We start from the raw sequence: 11,372 nt of genomic DNA on the forward strand, positions 1-11,372 counted from the left end.
CCCACAGCTACTAAGCTGTACGTTTCCAAATATAAACACTGATGTATGGTTGTAAATTATTATGACTTTGGTTACTCCCTGTATTATTGATTGTTACGTTATGACTATGCGTACTATCGAATATACAATTCCAAACCCCAGTAGATTCACCGTTACCAACGTTAGCACCGTGGTTTTTATAGCTAGTAGCAAAAACTCCACTAAAATCATAATCTTTTCCTGCTTGTAACCAACCTATATTACCATTTTGATTAACATTGTTTGTACTGGCACTATGACCATGAGAGGGTAATTCTCCCACAGGTAAATTTTTAATAAAGGCTATAAACATAATATTAAAAATAAATATTTCTCTAATTTTTAATAAAAAAGAAATCCTATAACAGCAGTAATGTGCATAGTTATAGGATTTTTAAATTTTAGAAATATGATATTTTTAATGTTTTTATGAGTAACGATTAGTAACACAAATAAAATCTAAATAATGCTTATATTTAAGGCTTAATTAAATTTATACGTATCTTATTAGTATCACTTTATTTTATTAATTGCTTTACGGAGCTGTCTAATATCTTTATGTGTATAAACTCCATTTGTAACATCAGAGCAAGCATGACCTAATATTTTACGTTTGGCATTATAATTTACTTCTGCGTTATCCATAAGTGTTGCACAAGTATGACGACAATCATGAGGTGTATATTTTGCATTAAGTGCTAACATTATCTTATCCCATAAAGTGCAATAAATGCTGTAGTTATAAGGCTTTTCATCATGTCGGCAAATAAGGTATTTACCAGGTGTTTGCATACGTATTTGTATTAATGGAAAAATTTTTTCATGTATGGGAATTATTCGCAGACCAGATTTAGTTTTGGATTTTGTAATTTTAATATATTTTTGTCGTAGATAAACATTATCTTTGGTAAGTTCTAATAATTCACCTATCCTCATGCCTGTATAAATTAAAATTAACACAGTATCGACACCTTCAATATTTAAATTAGAGCATAACTTATTTATTTTTTGGCGTGTAAATGGTTTGTGTGGTCGTTTTTGTTTATTCTTGCCTAAATTTAAAAGCATAACATAATTTTTATCTACGTATTCCATCATTAAAGCATATTTGAACATTAAACTAAGAGTAGAACGGATTTTCTTACAGGTGCTGTAGGAAAGTCCTTTTCTTTTAACTGTATCTATAATGTCCTGTAAGTGGTAATACTTAATTTTTTTTAATGGCATTTCATGCAAGGACAAACAATGTTTGTACGAATTATGGTAACTGTTTATAGTGCTTTTACTAGGTTGGTGTTTGTCTATATAAAAAGGTAACCATCTATAGAATAATTCTGAAAAGATTATTTCATGTCCATGAAGAATTTTATTATTTTTCTTATTGAAATCGGCAGCATATATTTCTGCTTCGACTTGCGAACAAAAATAGCCCATAGCTTTTTGCTTACCATCTTTGGTGATAACAAAAACAAAAGGTCGCCTCCGATTACCGCTTAATTTTTTAATACTTCCATATCCATTAGGTTTTCTCAAAATAATCACTCCTAAAAATAAAATTTAGGAGAGTATACCATATAAAGAAGGTGAAATAATGAATTTAATTTTATGTGATTGTAATGCAAACTTATGTAAAGAATGGCAACGATATTTTAAAGATGAAACAAATGTAAAAGTTATTTGTAATGATTTTAGAAATGTATCTGAATATGATTGTGTAGTAAGTCCTGCAAATAGTTTTGGTTTTATGGATGGAGGTTTTGATGGTATTCTGCTTGATTATTTTGGGTATGAGTTAATGGAACGTGTGCAGGATAAAATCAGAGCAGAATATGCAGGTGAGCAACCAGTAGGAACTTGCTTAATTGTAGAAACTGGTAATAAACAACACCCATATCTTGCACATACACCCACCATGCGTATACCACGAATTATTAAAGAATATGACACAATTTATAATGCTATGCGAGCAATGCTTTTAGCGGTACAAAAACAAGGTGATATTAAAACTGTTCTTTGTACTGGATTAGGGACAGCAACAGGAAAAGTTCCTGTATATGTAGCAGCTAAACAAATGTATTTAGCATATCAAAGTGTATTTAATCCACCAAAACAAATTAACTGGCGTACTGCTATAGAAATAGAAACAAATATTATAAATAGCAATATAATTTAGGAGCGTGATATAAATGGCAAATATGAGAGTTTTTCAAATCCAAAAAAATGAAATTCTAATTATTAATGATGACAAACAGTATACTGATACTATAGAAAATTTCAAATTAGATAGTGGGCTTAGTTTAGATAATATAAACGAAGTTATCTACGATAATTACCAAGAATGTTGTGTGGTCAACAAAGAATTTAAAGAATATCCTAATGTTGATTTTGAAGGTTATATTGATAATGTTGATATCTATATTAAGGCAAAATCTGAACGTGAATACGTGCCACCAAAAGAACCAACAGAAGAAGAAAAAGCTTTAGCGAAAATTAATGAAATTATGGCAGTTAATGATGAACAAATTGCGGATATAAAAGACGCTATGTTGGTAGCAGTACTTACAGATGATACTGAATTACAATCGGAATTAAAAAAAGAGTATGCTTCTGTTATTGAAGATACAAATAATAAGCTTCAGGAGGTAAAAGCAAATGACTAAAAGATGTAATATTTGTGCTAAAAAGCTTGATGAACAAGGCAAATGTACAAATGAAAAATGCCCCAACTGTTTAAAAGAAAAGTTAATATCAGAATTAGAATCTAGTAAGTAGGTGGTGATATGTATGAGCAAATTATAAACTTTATTAGTTCTTTAATTCCAACAAGGCTAGAGGTATATATTGGGGGAGGTGTTGCCTTTGTGGGAGTTTTATTGCAGCATTTATTTGGACCATGGTCTGATAGTTTTGAAACACTTTTAATTCTAATGGTTATAGATTATATAACTGGTATAAGTGCTGCATATATAAATCCAAATATGAAGCTAGATAGTAGTAAATGTGGTACTGGTGTCATGAAAAAAGTTGTTATTTTATTAGTTATAGCAACAACATACAGAATAGATTTGATAGGGCAAACAATGGCTAAAGACGTTGTATTGCTCTTTTTTATTGGTAGAGAAGCATTATCTATATTAGAGAATTCCGCCAACTGCGGATTACCTATTCCAGAAAAACTAAAAGCAACATTAGCACAATTTACAGAAATTAAAAAGGAGAAATTTTAATGAAAGTTTTTATTAATCCAGGACATGATAAAGTTTATGACTCTGGTGCAAAAAATGATGTTTTAGGAATTAGAGAATGTGATATTGCATATGTAATTGGAGCATTAGTTGAAAAGTATCTTAATAATGTAGGTATTGAAACAAAAAGCCTGCAATCTGACAATCTTTGCAATGATACAGATTATTATAATGATAGACCTATAGCAGTATGCGACCTTGCTAATAATTGGGGAGCGGATTTATTTATCAGTATTCATTGTAATTCTTTTAATAATTCGGAAGCTAAAGGAACAGAGGTTGAAGTATTTAGTTTCAATACAGAAGCCCACAAATTAGCTACTTGTATTCAAAATCAAATTGTTGGTTCTATTAATACGGTTAATAGAGGTATAAAAGAATATCCTTCTTTAAAAGTTTTAAAACATACTACTATGCCTGCTGTATTAGTAGAAACAGCCTTTATCAGTAATATGGAAGATGCTAAAAAATTAATTGAGCGTAAGGACGATATCGCACGTGCTATTGCTAGAGGCGTTACAGATTATATGTTGTTAAATAAATAAGGAGCGTATAAATGATGACTATTGATGAAATTAAAAATGAAGTTTTAGAAAATATGAAGGATTTTATTACGACTGAAGTAAAAGATATGGCTATAAAATGGATTAAAGATACGGCATTGCCAGCAGTTAAAGAAGTAGCTACAGCTTTTGTTGCAGAGCTTAAAAATAGTGCGGTTGATGAAAAAGGCTGGGTAAAATTTAGAGATACTATTTTCTTACCAGTAGCCATAAATGGTAGTCTTTGGATTGTAGAAAAAGTAGTTAATAAATTAGCACCAACAGAGGAATAAGCATGAACATATTAAAAGAACTAACCAAAATTTTTATCAGGTCCAAACTTGAAGATGAAAAACGAAAGCTTAAAGACAAATTACAAAAACAAATAATTACAACTACCAGTACTTCTGTGGTAGCCAGAAATACAGCCTATCTTAGAATAATAGATACGCTAAATGGTAAAGGTATCGCAGAAGTAAATAAAATTATAGATAAAATTTAATAAAAGAGTTATAATTAAATAACATTTTCTTTTATTGCCAAAAGCCCCTATTGCTTAGAAAAAATCTAGGTAATAGGGGCTTTTTTTATTTTTTATTGATAAATTTGCTTTACAAAATAATCAAAATATAGTATAATAAAAATATAGAAAGGAGGTGTTTACATGATAGATAATGATGTAAAAGATTTTCTTGAAGTATCTACTTATCTTATAGTTATTGGTGAAACATTAATAAAGATAGGTAGGTGGTTAAAAAGAAAAGCAAATAAAAAAGCCCCGCAAAATCGTAGAAAGCCTCGCAAGCGTAAACGATAAAGCAGAGCCGTAGAAGGAGCGGTTATCCGCTCCACTACGATTATTCTATCATGTAGTAAGTATGAAAACAATGATATTATTTACCATAATAGTTTTAATTAATTTTATTTTGAAGTTTAAAGACTTAGATTTTATTAATTGGCTTAATGGTGTAAGCATGGGAGTAATTATTTCATATTGGTTTATTAGATTTAGGAGGTAAATATGGGTAGAGGTGGAAAGCGTGAAGGTGCTGGAAGACCAGTAGGAACAACAAAAGAAGTTAGTACAGCACGACCAGGAAGAAATATAAGAGCTTATGATGATGAATATATTCTTATAAAAGAGTTTATGAAAATAGTAAGGAAAAATAAAGTATTAGCTGAAGAATTTATAAAAAATAATAAAATGTAAAATAAAAGACAGCCTGCACTACCGACCAAAGTTTTACAGACTGCCTTTAAAAAAAATCAGAGGTTATCCTCTGTGAAATATTGTACCATAGAGGATAACCTCTTTCAATATTGGAAGGAGATTATCCATGATAAGAAGAAAATTGAATAAGAAAAAAGGCTTTAAAGGTTTTAAGGTTATAATAGATACATTTGTATTAAAGGAATTAGAGAAATATAAAATTCTATCTATAGACCAGCTATTTGATGAGCAAGATAAAAAAGAAATTGAAAAAGTCTATAATTTTTATGAGAATATAAAATAATGATAAGAAAGAGCAGTCTATGACTGCTCTTTTGTTGCCTATTTGTTGCCGTTTTAGTTAGAGTTATTAAAAAATAGTGAAGATAATTGAATAAAACGGAACAACTAAACTTATAAAATTATATCATATAAACACAGTGAATATAACGAGAAAACTAAACATATTTAACGCACAAATATCTACTCTGCTGAATAGCACTATCAATTATAAAACTATAAAGAAGGTTTGTCTATATAAAAATTTCTAATGATTATAAGTAGATAAAGATGGTAGTATTTTTAGCTAGATAATAGATACTATGAATAAAATGTGATATTATGTAAACGATATAATATAATTTTTTGGAGCAAAGGAATAGTGATTCATAATGAAAAAATTTATCGTATTTTTGCTTTTAGGCGTGATGTTTGTATTTAATACAGTAGCATATGCACAAGCTGAAAATACAGCGCAAGAGAAGATTGGTGGAGCTGATAAGGCAACGGATATACAGGTAAATAATAATGTAAATACTGTAAAACGTTGGATTTTGATAAATATACCAGCACGTTCATTGCGTTTATATGATAATGATAAATGTATAGAGATGTATCCTGTTGGCGTAGGTAAAATAGAAACTAAAACTCCAGTTGGTTTTTATAAAGTTGTAGAAAAAATTGTAAATCCTACATGGACAGACCCTGCTGATGTAAGCGTAGTTATTCCTTCCGGTGAAGATAATCCACTTGGTTATCGTTGGATTGGCATTGGTGGCAATTATGGTATACATGGAACAAATAGACCAGACTCTGTAGGTCATTATGTTTCCAATGGTTGTGTACGTATGGTTGAAGCCGATGTAGAAAAAGTATTTGATAAAGTTGAAGTTGGTACAGAAGTTCAAATTATGTACAACCGTCTAGTTATTGATAAAACTTTTGATGGTAGAGTAGCTTATTATATTTATCCAGATGGATATGATATGCAAAATTTAACAGTGGATTTTGTAAAACAAGGTCTAAAAGGTTATGGTATAGCTGATTTTATAACTGATGAAGCTGTGGCTAAATCTATAGAATTATCCAATGGTCAACCAAATTATGTAGCAGCACCTGTAAATATTATGTTTAATGGTAAAAAGCTTAATTATAAAGCAGTTAATTATAAAAATTTAATTTATGTACCAGTAAAAGCTTTGGCTACTACATTAAATACGCCAATAACTATGGATAATAATTTAGTAAAAACACAAAAAGGTAAATCTGATATCAGTCTTTATAGTAATGTAGCTTATATGCGTTTGACAGATATAGCAAATATTTTTGATTATGATTATAGCTTAAATAAAAATGTTACAGAAATAGCTTTAAATAAAATTACTGCTGATAAAAATGTAGTAGATATCCCTGTTAATACTACAAATAAAGAAATTGTTGTACCTAAAAAACAAACAGATGAAAAAATTAATTTAATGGAAAACGACAATAAAAATCTTGAACAAGATAATAATACACAATCCGATAAAAAAACTGTAGCAGATAAGAAAAATAAACAGGAAAAAGCAAATACAGATGTTAAAAAATAATGGAGGTCATTGTGGAACGAGGAGAAGATAATAAGAAAAGATTTATTATTATAGATGGTAGTAGTTTAATGTATAGAGCGTTTTTTGCTTTGCCATTACTTACTTCTTCAAGTGGTATATATACAAATGCTATCATGGGTTTTGCTAATATGTTGGGAAAAATCCTAACAGAATATAAGCCAGATAATATAGTTGTGGCTTTTGATAAAAGTCGTCAAACTTTTCGTACACAAATGTATGCAGAGTATAAGGGACAAAGAGAAAAAACTCCAGATGAATTAAAATCACAGATACCGTTACTACGTGAATTTTTGGAAGCTTTGGGTATTGCTTTTATTGAAAAAGATAATTATGAAGCAGATGATATCATCGGTACTTTGGCAACAAAAGCAGCTAGTCAAGATTATGAAGCTTTGATTGTAACAGGTGATAAAGATGCTTTGCAATTAATTCGTCCTAATTTAAAAGTTATGCTCACTAAACGCGGTATCATGGATATGCAGATTTTTGATGAAGAAGCATTTAAAGAAAAATATGCAGGTCTTAAACCGATAAAATTAATTGATATAAAAGCGTTGATGGGTGATAGCTCAGATAATATTCCGGGTGTACCAGGAATTGGTGAAAAAACAGCTTTGAAATTATTATCACAATATCAAGATTTAGAAAATCTCTTGAATAATATAGATAATGTTTCAGGTAAAAAACTAAAAGAAAAATTACAGGAAAATCAAGAATTAGCGAGATTATCTTATAAATTGGCTACTATATGCTGTGAAGTAGATGTGGATTTTAAACCACAAGAGTTTGAATTGACTCCTAATTTACAGAAATTAAATGATTTTTGTCAAAAATATGAGTTGAAAACAGTTTTGACTCGTATGAAAAAGGTTTTAGCTGATAAATTAGAAGTTGTAAGTCAAAATGATGATGCTGAATTAGCTTTGAATTTTGAAGCTACTATGCCAGTTTATGAGGAATTTACACAAGATAAAATTGATGCTTTAATATCAAAGATAAAAGCTGAAAAATCTGTTTCCTTTATGGTTTTATTTGAAGGGAAAGTGCCGGATATATCCATTGATATGATGGCTATTTGTTGCAAAGATAGTCTTGGTATCATAAGAGCAAAAGAAGATATAGATAAACTCAGTGAAGTATTGCAAGATGAAACAATCACTAAATTTGTTTATGATGTAAAGATGCTTTACCATTTGAATTTGGATTTAAAAGGTAAGATTTATGATACTTTGCTTATGGCATATCTTCTAGAACCTGCTAAACGAAGCTATGAAATGAATGTATTGTGGCAAATGGCAGATATTGAAGAAGAAATTCCATGGGAAAATCTCAATGAAGAAGAAAAATTAATTTGCGGTGCAAGACATTTAGCTGATTTGAGTAAGATTTTGGCGGATAAATTAGCTGATGAAAAAATGGTAAATCTCTATGAACAGATAGAATTACCACTTGCTAAAATGCTTTGTGATATGGAAACTGTAGGTATTTATATTAATGAGCAAAAACTCGATGATATGAATGAACAGATGTATAAACAAATCACAGCTTTAGAGCAAGATATTTATGAATTGGCTGGAGAAATATTTAATATTAATTCACCGAAACAATTAGGAGATATTTTATTCAATAAATTGGGCTTGCCAGCTTTGAAAAAGACGAAGACAGGATATTCTACAAATGCGGAAGTGCTAGAAAATTTAATATATGCTCACCCTATTATCGCTAAGATTTTAGATTATCGTATATTAAATAAATTAAAAACTACGTATTTAGATGGTTTGAAAGTATTAATCAATCCACAGACTAAGAGAATTCATACAAGTTTCAATCAGACTGTAACAGAAACAGGAAGACTCAGCAGTTCTGAGCCGAATTTGCAAAATATTCCTGTACGCACAGCGGAAGGTAAAAAAATTCGCAGTTTATTTGAGCCTGGCGAAGGTTATGATTATATTTTATCTGCCGACTACTCCCAGATTGAGCTTAGAATAATGGCTCATATGTCAGAGGATAAACATTTTATAGATGCTTTTTGTCATAATCAAGATATTCATACAGCGACAGCAGCTCAAGTATTTAAAGTGCCTATAGATGAAGTTACTTCAGAACTTAGAGGTAAGGCAAAGGCTGTAAATTTCGGTATTATCTATGGTATAAGTGCTTTTGGTTTGGCAAAAAATCTGCATATTTCGCCAAAAGAAGCTGGGGAATATATAGATAATTATTTACAAGAATGTAGTGGCGTGAAGAATTTCATGCATGAAATTGTAGAAAAAGCACATCAAGATGGCTTTGTTACGACTTTATTCGGTCGTCGTCGTTATTTGCCAGCGATTAAGAGCAGTAATTTTAATCAGCGTGCATTAGCAGAACGCATGGCTATGAATACACCAATTCAAGGAACAGCGGCTGATATCATAAAAATTGCGATGAACAGAGCTAGTGAAGCGATAAAAGAAGCTAATTTGAAAAGCAGAATTTTATTGCAAGTACACGATGAATTAGTGTTAGAAGTTGTAAAAGAAGAAATAGAAAAAGTATCAGAAATTTTGACAACAGCTATGCAAAATACAGCTAGTTTAAAAGTGCCACTTATCATTGATATTAATTATGGTAAAAACTGGGCAGAAGCAAAATAAAAAGTAAATTAATTATAAAAAGGTGGTGGTTTTGTGCCTGAAATGCCAGAAGTAGAAAATATTGTCGTAGGGATTAAAGATTTTATCGAAAATAAAAAAATCGTAGATGTAGAAATCATAAAAGGTGATGTAATAAAATCTCCTAGTAGTGATGAATACAAAGAGCTTTTGCAAGATAGAATTATCAAATCTTTAAAACGCAGAGGAAAATATATCATCATGTCCTTAGATGATGAAAGATTTAATATCATTCATTTGCGAATGACAGGAAAGCTATTATATAAACAGGAAAATGAGGATATAGATAAATATAGTTGTGTAATATATCATTTAGAAGATAAAACTAAATTGATATATGCAGATATCCGCAGATTAGGGACTTTGGATTTAATAACTACAGATGAAATTTCTCGCTTAAAAGGGCTATATACTTTAGGTGCAGAACCATTATCTTCAGAATTTACTATAGGGTATTTAAAGGATTGTTTAAATAAGAGTAAAACAAAAATAAAACCATTTTTATTAAATCAAAAAAATGTGGCAGGTTTGGGCAATATATATGTAGATGAAGCATTAGCCATTAGTAAAATTCATCCAGAACGCAAAGCAAATTCTTTAGGTGATGAAGAAATAGAAAAACTTCATCAAGCTATTAATTTGGTTATAAATGAAGGCATAAGAGATGGTGGCACAAGTTTTCGCGATTATCGCAATGGTTTAGGTGAAAAAGGAAGTCATCAAGATAAATTATATGTATATAATCGCAAAGGCAAAGAATGTAGATTTTGCCATACTTTAATAACTAAAATTATATTAAATGGTAGAGGTACTTATTTTTGCCCTAATTGTCAAAAATTAAATGATGATAAATAAATTTTAAATAAAAGCTAGAAAGGAGGATTTTTATGAAAATCATAGGTCTTACTGGTGGTATAGCTTGTGGAAAAAGTACGGTTAGTGCTTATTTAAAACAAAAAGGAGCTTTTATCATTGATGGTGATGCTATAGCTCGACAATTATCTGAGCCTAAAAAATCAATTTGGCAAGCGTATGTAAATCATTTCGGTGATAAAGTTTTAAATGCAGATAATACTTTAAATCGCAGACTCATTGGACAGATTGTATTCACTGATGAAAAAGAAAAAACATGGATGAATACAACAATGCACCCATTGATTAGAGATGAAATTGTAAAACAAATAGATGAGTGTAGACAAAATGGTATAGAAGTAGTAATCTTAGATATACCTCTTTTATATGAAGCTAATTGGGATAAATTTGCAGATGAAGTTTGGGTTGTAAAAATCAGCAGACAGTTGCAAATAGAGCGCATTCAAAATCGTGATGGCTTAACTAAAGAAGAAGCAATAAGTAGAATAGATGCACAGATGTCTTTAGAAGAAAAAGCAAAACGTGCAGATGTGGTAATTGATAGTAGTAATGCTCCAGAAGTTACGTTACAATTAGTAGAAAAAATATGGAATGAGAGATTATTATAAAGGGTTGATAATTCATGTCTAGTTTGATTATTGTGAACCGCACACTTGTGATTTAAATCATGAGTTAGGCAAACAAAATAGTCAGCGTATATAGAAATATGTACGTAGAGATAGACAAAGAGCTATCCTATACTGTTTGAACTGCTGGAAACTCCTAAAGATATTTGAACTACAACGTAAACATGAAATAAAGTTAAGCGTGAATGTGGCGAAAGCAGAAAAAATCAGATATATAGTATAAGGTTAAATCCTAAGTGCTGAAAAATGGATAATCAGCAGCGAAGCTCCGAAAAGGAGAACGTTCAACGACTATTCCTCTTGAGGGAAGTA

The 11,372-nt window shown here is 30.2% G+C and carries 15 protein-coding genes; 13 read left to right on the top strand and 2 right to left on the bottom strand.

Annotated elements, in window-relative coordinates:
• Positions 1–10: 10 nt before the first annotated feature.
• Positions 11–301, bottom strand: coding sequence for a phage baseplate protein (locus tag BMX03_RS03415; RefSeq protein WP_143052059.1), 291 nt, complete (start codon positions 299–301; stop codon positions 11–13).
• A 230-nt stretch (positions 302–531) separates the two neighbouring features.
• Positions 532–1,551, bottom strand: coding sequence for a tyrosine-type recombinase/integrase (locus BMX03_RS03420; protein ID WP_091693796.1), 1,020 nt, complete (start codon positions 1,549–1,551; stop codon positions 532–534).
• Positions 1,552–1,609: 58 nt separating this feature from the next.
• Here BMX03_RS03420 and BMX03_RS03425 point away from each other — a divergent pair, with 58 nt between their 5' ends.
• The 13 genes from BMX03_RS03425 (at position 1,610) to coaE (ending at position 11,042) form a co-directional block, all read left to right on the top strand.
• Positions 1,610–2,191: a macro domain-containing protein gene (locus BMX03_RS03425; RefSeq protein ID WP_091693798.1), complete on the top strand. Its 582-nt coding sequence runs from the start codon at positions 1,610–1,612 to the stop codon at positions 2,189–2,191.
• Between the two features lie 13 nt (positions 2,192–2,204).
• On the top strand, positions 2,205–2,678 hold the full coding sequence (locus BMX03_RS03430) for a hypothetical protein (RefSeq protein ID WP_091693800.1): 474 nt from the start codon (positions 2,205–2,207) through the stop codon (positions 2,676–2,678).
• A 201-nt stretch (positions 2,679–2,879) separates the two neighbouring features.
• Complete coding sequence (locus tag BMX03_RS03435) at positions 2,880–3,245, top strand: phage holin family protein (RefSeq protein WP_177159345.1); 366 nt, start codon at positions 2,880–2,882, stop codon at positions 3,243–3,245.
• Positions 3,245–3,808, top strand: a complete 564-nt coding sequence (locus BMX03_RS03440; RefSeq protein WP_091693805.1) for an N-acetylmuramoyl-L-alanine amidase family protein — start codon at positions 3,245–3,247, stop codon at positions 3,806–3,808. Before BMX03_RS03435 ends, BMX03_RS03440 begins: the two co-directional genes overlap by 1 nt.
• 11 nt (positions 3,809–3,819) lie before the next feature.
• Positions 3,820–4,098 (top strand): prevent-host-death protein, encoded by a 279-nt coding sequence (locus tag BMX03_RS03445; protein WP_143052060.1) that lies wholly within the window; start codon positions 3,820–3,822, stop codon positions 4,096–4,098.
• Between the two features lie 2 nt (positions 4,099–4,100).
• Entirely contained in the window at positions 4,101–4,307 is a 207-nt protein-coding gene (locus BMX03_RS03450; RefSeq protein WP_091693808.1) for a hypothetical protein, read from the top strand.
• Positions 4,308–4,469: 162 nt separating this feature from the next.
• Positions 4,470–4,622, top strand: coding sequence for a hypothetical protein (locus tag BMX03_RS11090; protein WP_177159346.1), 153 nt, complete (start codon positions 4,470–4,472; stop codon positions 4,620–4,622).
• Between the two features lie 204 nt (positions 4,623–4,826).
• On the top strand, positions 4,827–5,015 hold the full coding sequence (locus BMX03_RS03455) for a hypothetical protein (protein WP_091693810.1): 189 nt from the start codon (positions 4,827–4,829) through the stop codon (positions 5,013–5,015).
• A gap of 127 nt (positions 5,016–5,142) precedes the next feature.
• The gene (locus BMX03_RS11095) at positions 5,143–5,319 is read left to right on the top strand and encodes a hypothetical protein (RefSeq protein ID WP_177159347.1); all 177 of its coding nucleotides are present in this window, start codon (positions 5,143–5,145) and stop codon (positions 5,317–5,319) included.
• A 367-nt stretch (positions 5,320–5,686) separates the two neighbouring features.
• Entirely contained in the window at positions 5,687–6,883 is a 1,197-nt protein-coding gene (locus tag BMX03_RS03460; protein ID WP_091693813.1) for a L,D-transpeptidase, read from the top strand.
• Between the two features lie 11 nt (positions 6,884–6,894).
• Positions 6,895–9,543 carry a DNA polymerase I gene (gene polA / locus BMX03_RS03465; RefSeq protein WP_091693816.1) on the top strand — a complete coding sequence of 883 codons (2,649 nt, stop codon included), beginning with the start codon at positions 6,895–6,897 and terminating at the stop codon, positions 9,541–9,543.
• 42 nt (positions 9,544–9,585) lie between these two features.
• Complete coding sequence (gene mutM / locus BMX03_RS03470) at positions 9,586–10,416, top strand: DNA-formamidopyrimidine glycosylase (protein ID WP_255361403.1); 831 nt, start codon at positions 9,586–9,588, stop codon at positions 10,414–10,416.
• A gap of 32 nt (positions 10,417–10,448) precedes the next feature.
• Positions 10,449–11,042, top strand: coding sequence for a dephospho-CoA kinase (gene coaE, locus BMX03_RS03475; RefSeq protein ID WP_075554722.1), 594 nt, complete (start codon positions 10,449–10,451; stop codon positions 11,040–11,042).
• Positions 11,043–11,372 lie beyond the last annotated feature (330 nt).

It is taken from the genome of Megamonas sp. Calf98-2, from assembly GCF_900110235.1.
Lineage (GTDB): Bacteria > Bacillota > Negativicutes > Selenomonadales > Selenomonadaceae > Megamonas > Megamonas funiformis.

What these genes read in the sequence shown, in the direction of transcription:
- BMX03_RS03425 (WP_091693798.1), top strand. Translation starts at nt 1,610, where the DNA reads ATGAATTTAATTTTATGTGATTGTAATGCAAACTTATGTAAAGAATGG.
- BMX03_RS03430 (WP_091693800.1), top strand. Translation starts at nt 2,205, where the DNA reads ATGGCAAATATGAGAGTTTTTCAAATCCAAAAAAATGAAATTCTAATT.
- BMX03_RS03440 (WP_091693805.1), top strand. Translation starts at nt 3,245, where the DNA reads ATGAAAGTTTTTATTAATCCAGGACATGATAAAGTTTATGACTCTGGT.
- BMX03_RS03445 (WP_143052060.1), top strand. Translation starts at nt 3,820, where the DNA reads ATGATGACTATTGATGAAATTAAAAATGAAGTTTTAGAAAATATGAAG.
- BMX03_RS03450 (WP_091693808.1), top strand. Translation starts at nt 4,101, where the DNA reads ATGAACATATTAAAAGAACTAACCAAAATTTTTATCAGGTCCAAACTT.
- BMX03_RS11090 (WP_177159346.1), top strand. Translation starts at nt 4,470, where the DNA reads ATGATAGATAATGATGTAAAAGATTTTCTTGAAGTATCTACTTATCTT.
- BMX03_RS03455 (WP_091693810.1), top strand. Translation starts at nt 4,827, where the DNA reads ATGGGTAGAGGTGGAAAGCGTGAAGGTGCTGGAAGACCAGTAGGAACA.
- BMX03_RS11095 (WP_177159347.1), top strand. Translation starts at nt 5,143, where the DNA reads ATGATAAGAAGAAAATTGAATAAGAAAAAAGGCTTTAAAGGTTTTAAG.
- BMX03_RS03460 (WP_091693813.1), top strand. Translation starts at nt 5,687, where the DNA reads ATGAAAAAATTTATCGTATTTTTGCTTTTAGGCGTGATGTTTGTATTT.
- mutM (WP_255361403.1), top strand. Translation starts at nt 9,586, where the DNA reads ATGCCAGAAGTAGAAAATATTGTCGTAGGGATTAAAGATTTTATCGAA.
- coaE (WP_075554722.1), top strand. Translation starts at nt 10,449, where the DNA reads ATGAAAATCATAGGTCTTACTGGTGGTATAGCTTGTGGAAAAAGTACG.